This window comes from Paenalcaligenes sp. Me131, from assembly GCF_050487225.1.
GTDB lineage: Bacteria > Pseudomonadota > Gammaproteobacteria > Burkholderiales > Burkholderiaceae_B > Paenalcaligenes.
The window spans coordinates 291,986-307,227 of record NZ_JBKQGY010000001.1; the positions used below are offsets into that span (position 1 = coordinate 291,986).

Here is a 15,242-nt window from a genome sequence, read left to right on the forward strand (position 1 = left end):
CTTAGAAGGGGGAAATTCCGTCTATCTCATCAGCCCACCACAAACCTTGTGCATCCTTGACCAACTCAATGCTGCCGCTTTGCTCTAGCCACTGTGTGGTGCTATGACGAGTGGCGTAAGGTAGGTCAATGTCGTAGTAGTAGGTGCGCGACGTATCGTTGCTGCTTTTTTTAATATCGGTAATTTTAAGATTCTTATAGCCGCCATTGTTTTGAACATATTGGCCGATTTTTTCTATAGAAAGCATAATCAATGAGGATTCTGCGTTGCTTTCTAGCTCCGCTAATACACTAGGTTCTAGTATGTGTTTAATGGTGCGGCTGTTACCGGTATAGAACGCTTCTATATAAGCGAGGGCAACAGCATCAGCCGAGCTTTGGTCTACTTTGGGGCCAAGGCCTGGAATGGAGACGCAGGCAGATAATAAAAATGCCCACATAGCGAGTGATGCTACGTTGAATACTCTCATGGTTTCCCTTTGGCCATCTACGCGACGCGCTGATAGCATGATTTTTTTGGACACGTAGCACCTTAGGGATGTATAGAGTCATCGCATTGCCCACGCCCCTTGTACTAGCCTTTTCTACGGTATTGCACTGAAGCAGGCGTTATTATCGCTCTTTCGTTTTAACGCAGTGGTATCTTTACACCGCGACACAGAAGGCGAAGTTTGTGAGATATTTGTGGCGGGATGTATCGCACCTAGCAGGCTAGGGGCACGGCCAAAATCAATCATGCAGGCGAGTCAGGTTTCTCTTTGTTTTTCGCCCTGAAATAGGCCGTAATAGTAATGGAGTACCCCAGCATTCTCATCTCATCCTGAATGTTGCAAATACGCTTAGGATTCGTGATGTGTTGTTCTCTGCAATATTCCTGAACTTCATTAGCGAGAGTGGTATTGGCAGAAAGGTTAGTAGAGAAAATGGCATTCTCTATATCGTGAGGGGCTAAAGAAGCGGGCTTGTGATAGTAGTTTCTATTGATAGACATAAGATTTCCTATTTCAGGTTTCCTGCACATTGCCGTGGCATTACTGCGTGTCTACTAGCACCTAAATCTCAGCATAATTGTTGTTAGGGTTACGAAAAGGCTATGGGTTAGGGGCACTGTTTTGCGAACGAGCTTTGCCGTTTAACACCACCATAATGCATGCTTTTCTAGACTCGGCATCGCATTGTTTGACGCGTTTAATCGCGTCGAGTCGGTCGAAACTATTGACCTCATAGCGGCGTAAGCGTCCATTTTCTCGTCTAAAGTAAACGTTCATAGGGGCTCCATAAAGGTGGGTGAGTAGCCAGTGGGCTTAGGTATACGCAGCGAGCAACCACGCGGAAAGGTCTAGCTTGTACACGTTCATCAGGTGTTTATGTTCTTTTTAGCCATCACCGCGTGTAGACCTACCAGCCTTCTTGCTTATTATTTTTACGTGTTTTTGTCAGGGCTGAGTGCTAAGCGTAGCAATGCATGTGCCGTATACGTACAGCCTGATAGTGACTATGACTTATACCGCTTCTTCATTACCAGAGTAAACGTTTTTTAAGCATTAACTCTTTGTTTTTAATCAAATACGGCTGGCTGAAATGTTAGGTATTGATAAGCTAGTAATGCGAACACATGACGGTGCTGAATCCGCATTGCTGTGAACGAGTCCCCCCGCGTTTTCACGCAGGGAAAGAGGGGGGGCACAAGCACAGTGCTGTCTATAGGGGTGAAGCAAAATGCGAGACAGAATAAAGAGGCAGAGACCGTTTATTTGGACTGCTGCATTTTTCGATACTCTCGTAGCTCTTCTGCTTCTCGCGCACAGAGGCGATCTTGCTCCGCATTGGGTAGCGAGGCGTAGTGCTGTTTAGCCTCATGATAGACGGCCATGATTTCCTCGGCCTCACCCTTAGTTGCCTCATGAGACTCTAGTTTTTTAACGAAGCTATCTATGGCTGCATAGTAATCTTGGCAGATAGGCGTGAGCCCGTTAGAAAAGGCAGTGGATGACATGGACAAGGCAACAGCGGCGAACAGTATTTTCTTCATGATGGCCTTTAGGGTAGAGAGTAAAAGCGGCATTGGATAAGCAGAGCGTGGATTGACTTGGGGTAGAGGCCTTATGCTCTGCTGTGGATGCCTTCATTATAGCGAGTGTGATTTTTTGGACTGTTGGGGCACGCACTTAGCTATTGATTTGGCAGGTCAAGAGATCCTCGTCATTGATTGCCCATGTGTCATCTACGGTAATGGACACATTTTTAAGAATGCATGGGTCGTCATCCTCATCAATCAAGCGTACATCCCAGTGACCAGGCGCAACATCAGTGAGTGTCAGGCTATCACCGTGCTCTAGAACATCTTCGCCAAGGTAATCTTCCCCCCATTCATCTTGATTAGTAGGAGAGAAATAAATCTCGTAGATATCCCATGAGGATTGATTAATGAACTTTACCTCAGCAGCAGAGGCAGTGAGGGGGAGCAGCCCTGCCGCCATTGCCAGTGTTAATAAACGTTTTTTCATTATGTGTGGTGTCCTCTACGAGGGATGTAGGTCATTGGCGAGCATGCTATCACAGCAGTAGTGGGGAGTTGTTGAGCGATAACATTATCGCCATATTTCGATAATTTGTTTCCAGTCTGTGGTGCAGGCAGGCGTCATATATTTTTGACGTGTTTTCCATGGTGCATCATCCAGCCCTAAGGTTCTGGCAGGAGCAATCATGCCTCGACCAAAACGCAGATTAATGTCATCAATAACCTGCATCAGGTTAGAGGTGGTGCTTTGCTCTATAGGGTCGGCAATATCAAAGAGCGACCCTTGTATAGAGTGTGTTTGCACATTTTCTATATCCAAAAGACACACTCCCGCCTTGGTGTACTTGGCGCCTTGGCGATAAATGTGGTCTAGCGCTTTTAGCGCTGCCGCATTAAGTTCTGTGGTGCTGTTGGTCGCATGCAGTAAATTAAAAACCGTACTGCCTGAATAGTGGGGGCTATCACCAAACGAACTAGTACGTATAAAGAGCAGCAGCGATGAGGTTTTGGCGTTTTGAGCTCGTAACTTTACTGCCGCCGCCGTGGCAAAGGTCGATACAGCCTGAGCAAGGTCTTCTTTGGTGTAGACCGGGCTGCCAAATGATCTGGAGTACATGATTTGCTGCCGCTCTGCAGGTACTTCATCCCACGTTAAACAGGCATCGCCATGTAGCTCACGAGCGGTTTTCGCCAATACAATAGAAAACTTGTCGCGTATCACACGCCTATCTGCTTGGGCAAGATCAGCTGCCGTACGAATGTTCAGCTCAAGCAATTTCTTGCTCAGCCGGCGTCCAACGCCCCACACCTGATCAATGGGTACATGGCGAATGGCACGCATTAATTGTGGGCCATCCAGCATACTCAAATCACATACACCATCTAAGCGCGGTACATCTTTTGCCAGATGATTAGCGAGTTTGGCGAGGGTTCTGGTTGATCCTATGCCCACACAGGTAGGAATACCTACCCATTGTTTGACGCGTTTTCTAATGGCTTGCCCAAGCTCTCGGCCTGACTCTTGAATGCCGCTTAAATCAAGAAATGACTCATCAATAGAGTAGATTTCTTGGCGCGGTGAAAACTGACCAATCACATTCATCATGCGACGGCTTAGGTCTGCGTACAGACGAAAATTAGCAGACAGAGCAATTAACCCGTGCGACTGAGCCAAGTGTTTAATCTGGAACCAAGGGGCTCCCATTTTGATGCCTAAGTTTTTAGCCTCTGCAGTACGCGCGATGGCGCAACCGTCATTATTAGACAGTACGACGAGCGGTAGCCTTTCATAGGCTGGGTGCATGGCCCGCTCACATGAGCAGTAAAAACTGTTCCCGTCGATGAGGGCTATGCGTGTACGTGGTTTTTGAGTGTCCACGTGACGACTCCCCAGACAGATAACTCTTGCCCGTCTTTAAACTCAATATTGGGAAAGGCAGGGTTGGCGGCCAAGAGTTTCACATGCCCACGCTGCTGGTGGAGTTGCTTGATCGTAAACTCGCCATCTACCACCGCCAAAACAATATGCCCATGCCGTGGTTCTATAGAGCGATCAATCACCACGTAGTCACCATCATCAATACCCGCGTCGCGCATAGATGGCCCCCGCACACGCATAAAGTAGGTAGCGTCCGCTTGGTGAATCAGTAGATCAGTAATGCTGAGCGTCTTATGGTCGTAATCACCCGCAGGGCTAGGAAAGCCGCACTGCACGGTGCTGTTCATGATCCGCACGGGAGTTGAGTTGGGCGAAAGAGGGGCAGGCGAATCCATGTTTATTTTATGCTGTATAAATAAACAGTATTTTCGATGTTTATAGAGGCTTCGTCAATGGGGATGTAGCGGTTGTGTGGTGTGGAATAGAGTAGAGGTGTTGTGCTAGAGAGCGTAGCAAGTGATAGGTGCTTACTTATTGCTATTGTGCGGAGCAACCTACAGACGAAAAAAATGGCCTGCATTTCTGCAAGCCATTCATTTATCTGAGAAGTGTGTGGTGGGCCCAGCTGGACTTGAACCAGCGACCAACGGATTATGAGTCCGCTGCTCTAACCAACTGAGCTATAGGCCCACGACCTTCACAAGAGTGCAATTATGACATAAAGAAGGCCGCTTTGCCTAGTGAGTCTGACAAGGAAAAAAAACGCGGTTCAGCCTGTGTCTGGATGCGATTATCAATGCTATGGTGAAAGGCGTTAAAGGGCTGAGGAAAAGGATCACTATGGAGTCATCGGTCACGCCTGGGAGCGCTAAGAATGCAGCGTATTTGTATACGCAGCAAGGTGCGTATAAGCATGAGGATATGGACGCCCTACGCACGTTGTCACGCGCGGAGGGCGATGTGCTATGGGTAGTGTTGTCTGACCCGGCTGAGGAAGAGATTCAGAGGGTGTGCGCGGATCTTTCTATCTCTGAGTATGTGCAGCAAAGCATGCAGGAAAAGCACCGTCGCCCCAAACTGATTAGTCTTGAACAAGAAGGTTTTGTGGCGGTGATTACGTTGGAGCTGAAGTCCAAACGCCCTGTGTTTTCTGAAATGCAGCTAGTGATAGGGCGTAATGTGTTGATCACCGTCTGCAAAGGGCAAGATCTGCAGCATGAAAAACTCCATGAGCGGTTGTCGTCACTCACGAGCGCAGCTTTGCGTGGCAGCGATTATCTGGCGTTTGAGTGGTTGGACTTGGTGATGGATCACTATGTGCAAGCGCTGGATGTACTAGAGGTCGCGGTAGAGGCAATGGAGCAGCGGTTGTTGTTGCATGGCTTTCAGCGTAGTGATGTGCAAGGTATTTACCGTTTGCGCCGTGACTTGTTACGCATAGAGATGGTGGTTGCGCCACTAGCAGAAATCTGCCGACGTATGGCGCGTTTGGATTCGTCATTTATTGAATCCTCTAACCAAGCGTATTTTGCAGAGGTGTCGGATAGGGCTTCTCGTGTGACAGAGCTCATACACGCGTTGCGTGATGCATTGGCCTTTGCCTTTGAGGGTGGGCAGATGTTAGAGCAAATGAAGCAGACGGATACGGGGCGTAAGCTGGCATCGTGGGCGGCTATTTTGGCGGTCCCTACGGCTATTGCTGGTATCTATGGGATGAACTTCAAGTTTATGCCCGAGTTGGAATGGAGCTTTGGGTATCCGATGGTGCTGACGGGTATGGCGAGCTTGTGCGGGTTTCTGTATTACCGGTTCAAGAAAGCAGGTTGGTTGTAGAAGCGAGTTGTAGCAATTTTTTTTGTGACCACTGCACAAGCAGATAATTACTGACCAAAGAACCTCGTTTGTATGATTGATGCGTCTCACGGTAGTTTCTGCATGAGTTGTCCCCAAAGTTATGCACAGATTTTGGGGATATCTTTTGGCTTGACTTTTAAGGCTTATTGAAAATCGTTCAGTGCAATGTGAATGCTCAGTCACAAACTACCTAATGTTATTTGTTTATTTTTGTTTCTGAGCCAATAAATACTATTTAATCAAAGTCTTACATTGATTTTTAGGTGGTTTTGGAGACTTTTCTGACGTTATGCTGAATGTTTTTTGGGCGTTAATGTTTGAAGCCTAAAAGGCAAGATAAGCATAAGTAAAGACAAGGAAAATTTTGGTTTTAATCGTACTGAAACTGAAAGATATCCACTGTTTTTAAAATGTCAAGATGGAAATAACGAGGGGCTTGATCTTAGTCTATTGATTTGATTGTGGCTTCCACATCGATGACTGTACCGCGCGAGGTGGACTGGCTTTGTTGATGGGCTAAGAGCTGGCTAGCTATGTTGAAACATTCCTCTATGTGCTTGTGACCTACGCGTCGCAACACAATATAGCTTAGGCCAGACGCAGCCACTGACCCTAGTACAGGAATGTATTTACCGCCGTATTTGGTGGCCAGACTTTTCATGCCCATGCTTTGCAGCAAGCTCATGACGCGTTTGGGTGTGATGACTTTGCCTAATAAGCCAATGCTAAAGTTGGCCCCACCCACCACCAGTATTTTCTTTAACTCGGGGCTTAATGCTTCTACTTCTTCGGCGCTTAAGCCAAATTTTTCATTGATTTGCGGCAGTATTTGCAGCAATAGGGCAACGTCAGTACTAACGTCTAAGCCAGGGATAGGAACAACAGCGGCGGCAGCTGAAATCAATGCACGTTGGCTTACCAGCTTGCGGCAATCAGCACGTATTTGTTCGAGTTCGGCAAGGGATGTAGCGGCCATAAGAGTTCACTATATAAGGGCGCAGAAGGCCTGCACGTCTTAATAATGCTAGCAGAAATAGCTAGGTGATGGCGGCGGTTTTGTGGGGAAGGGCAGCTTCACGCTGCCCGTCCTGTTGGGGTTAGCGTTGTACGCCTAATGCGTGCAAACACTGCTCTAAAGAGCGTTCTGCAGTTTGTGCGTAAAGCTGCTGCTCATCAATCACCGATTGACCCAATTGAGATTCAAATATCTCTTGATTGGATAGTTGCGCGTAGCTGCTGTTAGCGCCATCACCCAGATTGGATTGGAAAATGCCTGCTGCACTGACGGGCAGAAAGTCTTCGTACACGATGGGGGATAAACGTACATCGCCCGCTTGTATCAACTGGGCAATAGAGGTGTTGGCGTCGTAGCTGCCTGCTTTGGCCAAACCTTTGGGGGTGGGCAGATAGTTGAAATACACCAAGTCGTTGTTGAACATCTGCTCCAACGTGTCGGGGAATTGCTCAAAGTGCTTCTGCATCAACGCGCTGTAAGTTTCTGCATTATGCTCGGCGGGGGCTTCACCTAGCTCTGCGCGAGCGGCATTGAGCAGGCGGTCATACAGTGCTCGGCCTTGGTGTGTGACAGCGGCGCCGCGTTGTTCGATTTCGCCGAAACGGGCGGTATGGCTACCTTGCTCGTTCGCGTCTTGGTCTGCAAAGCGCACGGGTTCATTCAATGCCTTGAAGCTGGTTTGGCGCAATAAAATAGGGTGTTGGCGTGTAGGCGGGCCTTCAATCACGGCTTTTGGCGTAATACCGTACTTAGGCATGCTTGCTTGTACAGAGTCTATGTCTAAGGTGCGCGGAGTCAGGTGATTGATATGCGGGCCTTTGAATGCCACTACGTCAGCAATAAGCCTGTGCTGGTCGTGCAAATCTTTGTATTGCGCACTAGATACTGTGGATTCGCCATGCCATCTAAAGGTTTTAATGGCTTCATTTACAAAGCGGGTGGCGTCTTCTGCACAGAGCCCACCGTCTTGTTCGCATTGTGCAATCAGTTGTAGCGCATCGGGGCTGAAGATTTGACGATTAGCCAAAATAGCGCGGGCTTCTTCACGCAAGGCGGCATCTTCAATTAACTCCAGACGCAGCAGCGAGGTGAATACGCGGAACGGGCTAACACGTAGCTCGTCTTCGTGCAGCGCACGAAAGGCTGTAGAGTGTACGGGCACGCCAGCCGGGGTTAGATCGTAGTAGCCCACGGGATGCATGCCCATGACCGCGAATAAACGGCCAATAGTGTGCAGTTCTTCAGGTGTGCCAACGCGAATCGCGCCATGGCGTTCTTCGTCCAAGCGTTCCAGCTCTTTAGCTTGCTGCAGGTTTTTACGCAGGTCTTGGTCGGCTTGCAAGGTGTTCTGGTTAATATCAGCCACCAGTTCCATCAGCGTACCGTAGAGTGGCACTTCGTCTTTGTACATGGCAGACATGGCGGCAGAAAATTGCGCACGGATCTGGCTAGGGCTTACAAAATTAGGGGATGTCATACAAGCTACTCCTTTGCGTGATGACGGCATAGATCAATAGGAAATCAGTGACATTCAGCCAAGCATTCACCCAGAATGCTCAGGCCTTTATCCAGCAGTTCAGGCTCAATGGTCAGAGGAGCCAACAGACGAATCACGTGACGTGAGTCGCCGCTAGGCATCAACAACAGACCGCGTTCGCGAGCGCGTTGCAGGACTTTTGCGAGTTCTTGTGTGCCGGGGCCACCTTGTGGGTTACGCAGTTCAATGCCGCGCATAGTGCCCACACCTGTTAGGCGTTTGATAACAGGTAGTTTTTGGGCTTCCCAGCGCTGATAGTGTTTGAGCACGAGGTTTTCATAGGTGCTAGCCCACTGCTGCAATTGCTGCTCATCGCTAAGCTGCTGAATGATTTGCAACGCAGCGGCACAAGCAACGGCGTTGCCAGAGTAGGTGCCACCCAAGCTGCCTGAGGGCATGCTTTGGAACAGCACAGAACGGCCCATCACCGCGCCTAAAGGCAAGCCACCAGCAATACTTTTACCTAACAGCAATAGGTCAGGTTCTACGCCCAATTGCTCGAAGCCAAAGCGTTTGCCAGTACGGCCAAAACCTGACTGCACTTCATCCCACACCAGCAAAATGCCGTGTTCATCACAGAACTGGCGCAAGTAACGGGCAAACTCAGGGTCTAGCATCTGGAAGCCACCATCGCCTTGTACTGGTTCAGCAATAATGCAGGCGATGTCGTTCACGTCCAGCTCTACTTTGATTAAGCGCTGCAAGGCTGCAATGGCCGCAGCACTGTCTACATTGCTGTCGTGGCTGGGGTAGGGAATGTGATAGACCGGCCCAGGCAATGCCACCAAGCCCTTTTTGTAGGGGGCCACTTTGCCATTCAGGTTGAGTGCAGCCAGCGTACGGCCATGAAATGCGCCATCAAAGGCGACTACGGCGCTACGTTGGGTGTTGAAACGGGCAATTTTTAAGGCATTTTCAGTCGCTTCAGCTCCGCAGTTGGTGAGCATGCCCAAGTACGGTTCTTTGCTGGGAATAAATGCGGCCAGGGCATCCATCAGTTGGCTGTAGGGCTGATGGGGGATGGCATTGAACGCGGAGTGCGTCATGCGTTGTGCTTGATCGATAATGGCCGCGACTACCGCAGGGTTGCAGTGCCCCAAGTTAAGCACGCCAATACCGCCGATAAAATCAATGTATTCGCGGCCTTCGCTATCCCACACACGGGCATTCTTGCCCGAGGTCAGCGTGATGGGGTGAACAATAGACAGAGCGGGGCTGATGTGCGCGCTGGTTTGCATGGAAAATCCTTTGTGATGTTGTCTCGATATTCTTCTTGGAGAGCGAGCCTGTATCACAGCAAAAATCATGCAGTGCAGCAAACGAAAAAAAGGGAGTGTGTTATTCCTTTTTTTCGTGATCTTTAAGTTTCAAGTGTTGGGTGAGCCAGTTAATTAATTGACGTATGCGGGGCTCATCTGCCGTATGTGCTTCATAGGCGACATAGTAAGCCCCCAGGCTGGGCAGTTCATGCTCCCACGGACAGATCAATAGTTGCTGCTGTAAAGCATCAGCCGCTAGAAATTTTGGGACTAAAGCGATGCCATATCCGGCTAAGGCTGCTTGTATACAGGCAGACCATGTGGCGAAACGGGGGCCGTGGTAACTGTGCTCTACCGGGTCATTTTGATCTGAAAAATAGAGCTCCCACGCATTGGGGCGTGAATGACATTGAATCAATCCGAAACGGGCTAACTGCGAAGCATGTCGTATGGTTTTATTGCCTAACAGGCTAGGCTGACAAACGGGAATCATGCCTTCTTCGAAAAGCTTAATACATTCCAAATTTTCCCAATTTCCATGCCCGAATAAAAAAGCGACATCAATGCTCTTTTGCGCCAAGCTAAAGGGCTGTAACGAGTCGTGCATATCGATTTGTATATGCGGATGCAGGTCATGGAAATGCTTCAGTAACGGGATTAGCCAATGCGCCCCCAAGCTGGGGTGTGCAGCAATGCTAAGCAACTCACGCTCATGGTCATAAGACAGCATTTGCAGCGTAGATTGCTCTATATGCAGCAGTATTTTACGGGCTTGTTCCAGATACAGTTGGCCAGCAGGGGAGAGACTTAAGCGTTTGCGTAGTCGTCTGAATAGTGGGGTTTGCAGCGTGTCTTCAAGCAACGCCACTTGTTTGCTGACAGCGCTTTGGGTGAGGTGCAGTTCTTTGGCCGCATGCGTGAAACTGAGGTGCCTAGCCGCCGCTTCAAAACATTGTAGCGATGTTATGGAAGGGTATTGATTACGGGAGAGGCCCTGAAAGCTCATGCTAAAACCTACACAAACAAAGAGTAGGGCTATTTTAGCCTGTGAAAGACAGTGAGGGGAAAAGGCGCGCGCAATAAAAAAACCAGCCCGCAGGCTGGTTAAGAGGAGGAGACCACCACAGAAAACCTGAAAGCTACAGTGCTTGATTTCATTATGGGAGTATTGGTTATAGCGTCAAGGTATAAATCCCATTAAGTTTTTGTAAATGAAAATGGTCAGTAGCAAGAAACAGCTATATGATGGTTGTAAAGCTACTGTTTATCTGGCTTTGTGGATTTTTCTCGTAATTTATTAAATTGCTTTTTGTTACGATATAGCGGTATATAAAAGCGAACTTTTGCGTGTTTTTTCACTAAAGGAGTGCAGCAATGGCTAAAAAAATTCTGATGTTGTGCGGTGATTATTGCGAAGATTACGAAACGATGGTCCCGTTTCAGACATTGCAGGCAGTGGGGCATAGAGTGGATGCCGTATGCCCCGGCAAGAAAAAGGGCGAAAGTATTGCAACGGCCATTCATGACTTCGAAGGGGAGCAAACCTATTCGGAAAAACGCGGCCATAACTTTGTACTGAATGCCGATTTTGATGCCATTCAGGCTGCTGATTACGATGCGTTAGTGATTCCTGGTGGGCGTGGGCCTGAGTACTTGCGATTGAATCCGCAAGTGATTGCCATCGTGCAGCACTTTTTTGTGGAAGATAAACCAGTGGCGGCGGTGTGCCACGGGGCACAATTGCTTGCCGCAGCTAAGGTACTTAATGGCCGTACATGTTCAGCGTACCCGGCGTGTCGTCCTGATGTAGAGCTTGCTGGTGGCCGTTATGCCGACATTGCAGTGAATGCGGCGATCACAGAGGGCAACTTGGTGACAGCACCAGCGTGGCCGGCGCACCCCGAATGGTTAGCGCAATTCTTGAAGTTACTAGGTACTAAAATCACGCTATAAGCGATTAGCGTATCAGCGGTTGAACGTAAAAAAGCCCTGCAGCATTTGCAGGGCTTTTTTGTGGGTGCAGCGTGATCGAGGTTATGCGCTCTGTGCAGGCTCTACCAGCAACATTGCCCCTTCTATACCGACCACACGCACTGGGTCACCCTCAGCAATAGGCGTCGAGCATAGCGCTGTGTAAAAGCTGTCATCGAGGCGTACACGACCTTGGCCTTGGGTAAAAGCGGTAATCGCCACGGCTTGACGCCCTATATAGCTTTGCAGGCCACTGTTTAGCGAGCTTTGTTCAGGGCTAAGCTTGCGTTTACGGTGTAGTCGCAACCCCACCCACACCGATAGACCAATGGCGACGGCTAGCACCAGAAACTGTAGGCCTAAGGGAGCCTCTGGCCACGCACTCACGAATAAGCCCACGACAATTGCCGCGACGCCTATCCATAGAATAAACACGCCCGGAATCAGTGCTTCCAAAGCCATCAGCAAGCAGCCGATAATAAACCATGACCAAGGGCTAGCGAACATGTAGGAGCCTTTTCTTAGGATTTAGTGGTGGTGTTGGTGGACAGGTTTTTCAGTAGTTCACCAATACCGGCAACCGCGCCCGTGACGCCCGTTGCTTCCAGAGGCATCATCACCAGTTTGCTGTTATCGGCACTACCGATTTTTTCCAGCGCTTCCACGTATTTTAAGCCTAAGAAGTATTGCACGGCGTGCAGATTACCATCGGCAATCGCAGCGGATACGTCACGCGTTGCCTTGGCTTCGGCTTCCGCCTGGCGTTCACGCGCTTCGGCAATCAAGATGGCAGATTCACGTTCACCTTGAGCACGCAACACGGCAGCTTGTTTTTCACCTTCGGCTTGCAGAATTTCGGCTTCACGTTGACCGTTGGCCTTAGTGACCAGCGCACGACGATGACGTTCGGCCGTCATTTGCAGGTTCATAGCTTCTTGCAGTTCGGGTGACATGGCTAAATCGCGAATTTCAATACGCGTTACCTTCACACCCCACGGCGCGGTAGCAGAGTCTACGGCAGACAGTAGGCGTTCGTTAATTTGCTCACGGTTGGACAGCATGTGATCCAGTTCCATGGAGCCCAATACCGAACGTAGGTTGGTAGTGGTCAGGTTCACAATCGCGCGTTGCAGATTATCGACTTGGTAAGCGGCTTGTGCGGCGTTATCAATACGGTAAAACACTACGCCATCAGCAGTAATGGAAACGTTATCGCGTGAAATTACGTTTTGTGTAGGTACATCCAAAACGGATTCCATAACGGAAAGTTTAGTACCAATGCGATCAATAAACGGAACAATAAAGTTCAAGCCGGGACTAAGTGTACGGGTATAGCGGCCAAAACGTTCTAGTGTCCATTGTCTACCTTGGGGGATAACTTTGACCCCAGCGCCTATTACTACTACCGCTAGAACGACTAAAACGACAGTAAAATCAAAAAAACCACCTAACATATGAGAAATCCCATTTAAAGTACAGTAAATTGCTATAAATAGATTTTAGCGTATTGCGCAAGGAAGTTTTTATGCTTGAGATGGTAATTGAAACTCGGTTACACAATATAGGGGCATTTGACGTAGGCAGAGTATTACCTTTCCGCAAACGTAGAATGGTAGGGCCTTTTATTTTCTTTGACCGTATGGGGCCGCAACATTTTGCTGCACCTATTACAACTGATGCAGACGTATTACCACATCCACATATGGGTTTGGCTACCGTTACGTACTTGTTTGAAGGCACCATGACCCATCGCGACAGTTTGGGTGTGCAACAGCAAATACGTCCGGGTGAATTGAATTGGATGAGTGCAGGCTCGGGCATTAGCCATTCCGAACGCTTTGATGATATGCGTGCGACGGGCGGTACTTTGGATGGCATTCAGGCATGGGTAGCGTTGCCTAAAGAGTTTGAAGAAAGCGATCCTAGTTTCCAGCACTTTGATGAGCAGCAATTGCCATTGCTGGAAGACACGATGTTCCGTGGTCGTTTGATCGCTGGTAAAGCCTTTGGCTGTGAGTCCCCTGTTGATGTGTTCTCACCGCTATTTTATGTGGACGTGCAGGTAAAAGCCGGTGGGCGTATTCCATTGCCTAAGCCCTATACAGAGCGTGCTGTGTATGTGGCTAAAGGCTGTATAGAGTACGGTGGTCATCGCTATGAGTCTGGCCATATGCTGGTGTTTACGCCAGGTGCAGATCCTGATGTACGCGCCGTGGGTGATGCTAGGGTGATGCTGTTGGGTGGTGAGTCTGTGGGTGAACGCTTCATGTGGTGGAACTTCGTGGCGTCCAGCAAAGAGCGCTTAGAACAAGCCAAAGCAGATTGGCAGTCGGGGCGCATTGCGTTGCCCCCCACGGATAACGACGTATTTATCCCGCTGCCTGAGCAATAAATTAGGCTTTAGCTGTGGTGGATTCGGTTTGTTGCTGGCGTATAAAACAGGGTTTGACCAGTAGTGTCAGCGTGATTGCTAGCACAGCCAACGACGAACAGAAGCTAATCAGCGCGGCATGCATACCAAAATGGTCAGCAATATAGCCTATGGCAAGCATAGGCAAAATAGCGCCTAAATACCCCATGATTAAATAGGTGGACATGAGTGCTGCTCGTTGCTGGGGCTTGGCCACCAAACTGACCGTAGCCGTGCCTGAGGTCAAACACAAACCATGACCTAAAGCCGTGGTTAGTACGCTCACAATAAACAGCCATGACCAGCCGCTAAATAAGTTTGCCATGAGCAGTACGCCACTGATGGCAATAAACAGCATGCCTTGCTGCATATTTTGCTTAGGCGATCGGTGACGCAGCATGAGCTGGAATGAGGCTGATAAAAACAAAATAATGCCAATGGACAAACCGCTCACGGCGGGTCCATGCCAAGGCACCATGCTTTGCATGAAGCTAGGGGCTAGCGAGGCAAACAAACTAAAAATAGAAAAAGCGATAAAAGCAGAGCCGCCGGCAATCAAGAATAGAGGGCGGCAGTTACCTTTAGGTAGTTCAATCTTAGGCAACGGTAGGCGTTTGGCGACATTTAGCCTCGCGGATTCCGGTGTATTGTGGCGCAGCGAGAATAAGGCGTAGGTGGCCAAACAGCCCATCAAAATAGACGGAATATAGCTGCTACGTAGCGGAGCGGGGAAAATCTGCGCAATCAAGCCGCCTATGGCAGGGCCCATACCAAAACCAAATGCCAACATCAGGCTGGTGGTGGAGGCTGCGCGCTGTAGGTCGCGCGACGGGCTAAGCTGCGTTAAACCAATAGAAGCAGACGTCACAATGAGGCTGGAGGCCAACCCAATTACGACACGGCTCACCATAAAGATGCTGAAGCTATTTGCCACAGCAGAAAGAGTGAGCCCCACTGTCACTAACACTAGGCCACCGCGCAAAATAGGCATATAGCCGTATTGGTCGCTTAACTTACCTAGAAACAGCAAACTGCACAGTGCCGAGAACATATAAACCACGTAGACCAACGTGATGTCGCCGGTGCGTAATCCCCACAGTTCTTGGTACAGCGGGTACAGTGGGCTGGCTAATGCCGTGCCCATTACACCCACGAACATGGCATAGCACACCCAGGCATACGGGTTGCGATGCAAATGTCGTGAAAAAGCAGAGTGCGGTTTAGCGGGTGGATGAGAATGTGACATGAGTGGAGTATTATGGCGGTGTTGCGCATCTGCCTATTCAGGCAAAACATTC

17 protein-coding genes and 1 tRNA gene are annotated in these 15,242 nt (G+C 49.2%); 3 read left to right on the forward strand and 15 right to left on the reverse strand.

Translation table 11 applies throughout. The features are described 5' to 3' along the window. Position 1: 1 nt before the first annotated feature. From ACLPHM_RS01405 to ACLPHM_RS01440, 8 genes are all read right to left on the reverse strand, one after another. Complete coding sequence (locus tag ACLPHM_RS01405) at positions 2-523, reverse strand: hypothetical protein (RefSeq protein WP_430219492.1); 522 nt, start codon at positions 521-523, stop codon at positions 2-4. A 209-nt stretch (positions 524-732) separates the two neighbouring features. Then, positions 733-990, reverse strand: a complete 258-nt coding sequence (locus tag ACLPHM_RS01410; RefSeq protein WP_430219493.1) for a hypothetical protein — start codon at positions 988-990, stop codon at positions 733-735. 100 nt (positions 991-1,090) lie between these two features. Next, a complete protein-coding gene (locus ACLPHM_RS01415; protein ID WP_430219494.1) occupies positions 1,091-1,267 on the reverse strand; it encodes a hypothetical protein in 177 nt (58 codons plus the stop codon). Between the two features lie 482 nt (positions 1,268-1,749). Continuing rightward, positions 1,750-2,031 carry a DUF5339 family protein gene (locus ACLPHM_RS01420; protein WP_430219495.1) on the reverse strand — a complete coding sequence of 94 codons (282 nt, stop codon included), beginning with the start codon at positions 2,029-2,031 and terminating at the stop codon, positions 1,750-1,752. Positions 2,032-2,167: 136 nt separating this feature from the next. After that, positions 2,168-2,506 carry a hypothetical protein gene (locus tag ACLPHM_RS01425; RefSeq protein ID WP_430219496.1) on the reverse strand — a complete coding sequence of 113 codons (339 nt, stop codon included), beginning with the start codon at positions 2,504-2,506 and terminating at the stop codon, positions 2,168-2,170. 84 nt (positions 2,507-2,590) lie between these two features. Continuing rightward, positions 2,591-3,898: a Y-family DNA polymerase gene (locus ACLPHM_RS01430; RefSeq protein WP_430219497.1), complete on the reverse strand. Its 1,308-nt coding sequence runs from the start codon at positions 3,896-3,898 to the stop codon at positions 2,591-2,593. Beyond that, positions 3,868-4,245 (reverse strand): LexA family protein, encoded by a 378-nt coding sequence (locus ACLPHM_RS01435; RefSeq protein ID WP_430219498.1) that lies wholly within the window; start codon positions 4,243-4,245, stop codon positions 3,868-3,870. The genes ACLPHM_RS01430 and ACLPHM_RS01435 overlap by 31 nt, the downstream gene beginning before the upstream one ends. A gap of 266 nt (positions 4,246-4,511) precedes the next feature. Further along, a tRNA-Ile gene (locus tag ACLPHM_RS01440) sits at positions 4,512-4,588 on the reverse strand. Between the two features lie 150 nt (positions 4,589-4,738). On the opposite strand from ACLPHM_RS01440, the gene ACLPHM_RS01445 reads away from it, so the two are divergent. Beyond that, positions 4,739-5,731, forward strand: a complete 993-nt coding sequence (locus tag ACLPHM_RS01445) for a magnesium and cobalt transport protein CorA (RefSeq protein WP_430219499.1) — start codon at positions 4,739-4,741, stop codon at positions 5,729-5,731. Positions 5,732-6,194: 463 nt separating this feature from the next. Here ACLPHM_RS01445 and ACLPHM_RS01450 read toward each other — a convergent pair whose 3' ends face one another. The 4 genes from ACLPHM_RS01450 to ACLPHM_RS01465 form a co-directional block, all read right to left on the reverse strand. Further along, positions 6,195-6,728, reverse strand: coding sequence for a hypothetical protein (locus ACLPHM_RS01450; RefSeq protein WP_430219500.1), 534 nt, complete (start codon positions 6,726-6,728; stop codon positions 6,195-6,197). Between the two features lie 121 nt (positions 6,729-6,849). Beyond that, positions 6,850-8,244 (reverse strand): 2-oxoadipate dioxygenase/decarboxylase HglS, encoded by a 1,395-nt coding sequence (gene hglS / locus ACLPHM_RS01455; RefSeq protein WP_430219501.1) that lies wholly within the window; start codon positions 8,242-8,244, stop codon positions 6,850-6,852. 44 nt (positions 8,245-8,288) lie between these two features. Next, positions 8,289-9,542, reverse strand: coding sequence for a 2-aminoadipate transaminase (locus ACLPHM_RS01460; protein WP_430219502.1), 1,254 nt, complete (start codon positions 9,540-9,542; stop codon positions 8,289-8,291). 100 nt (positions 9,543-9,642) lie between these two features. After that, positions 9,643-10,569, reverse strand: a complete 927-nt coding sequence (locus ACLPHM_RS01465; protein ID WP_430219503.1) for a LysR substrate-binding domain-containing protein — start codon at positions 10,567-10,569, stop codon at positions 9,643-9,645. A 368-nt stretch (positions 10,570-10,937) separates the two neighbouring features. Between ACLPHM_RS01465 and ACLPHM_RS01470 the strand changes: the two genes are divergently transcribed. Beyond that, the gene (locus ACLPHM_RS01470) at positions 10,938-11,516 is read left to right on the forward strand and encodes a DJ-1/PfpI family protein (RefSeq protein WP_430219504.1); all 579 of its coding nucleotides are present in this window, start codon (positions 10,938-10,940) and stop codon (positions 11,514-11,516) included. A gap of 81 nt (positions 11,517-11,597) precedes the next feature. Here the strand turns inward: ACLPHM_RS01470 and ACLPHM_RS01475 are convergent, their stop codons facing one another. Together ACLPHM_RS01475 and ACLPHM_RS01480 are read right to left on the reverse strand one after the other, a co-directional pair. Then, a complete protein-coding gene (locus ACLPHM_RS01475; RefSeq protein ID WP_430219505.1) occupies positions 11,598-12,041 on the reverse strand; it encodes an NfeD family protein in 444 nt (147 codons plus the stop codon). A 14-nt stretch (positions 12,042-12,055) separates the two neighbouring features. Further along, positions 12,056-12,988: an SPFH domain-containing protein gene (locus ACLPHM_RS01480; RefSeq protein ID WP_430219506.1), complete on the reverse strand. Its 933-nt coding sequence runs from the start codon at positions 12,986-12,988 to the stop codon at positions 12,056-12,058. A gap of 71 nt (positions 12,989-13,059) precedes the next feature. Between ACLPHM_RS01480 and ACLPHM_RS01485 the strand changes: the two genes are divergently transcribed. Next, positions 13,060-13,926 (forward strand): pirin family protein, encoded by an 867-nt coding sequence (locus ACLPHM_RS01485; RefSeq protein WP_430219507.1) that lies wholly within the window; start codon positions 13,060-13,062, stop codon positions 13,924-13,926. A gap of 1 nt (position 13,927) precedes the next feature. Here ACLPHM_RS01485 and ACLPHM_RS01490 read toward each other — a convergent pair whose 3' ends face one another. Continuing rightward, positions 13,928-15,190: an MFS transporter gene (locus tag ACLPHM_RS01490; RefSeq protein WP_430219508.1), complete on the reverse strand. Its 1,263-nt coding sequence runs from the start codon at positions 15,188-15,190 to the stop codon at positions 13,928-13,930. Positions 15,191-15,242: the final 52 nt, after the last annotated feature.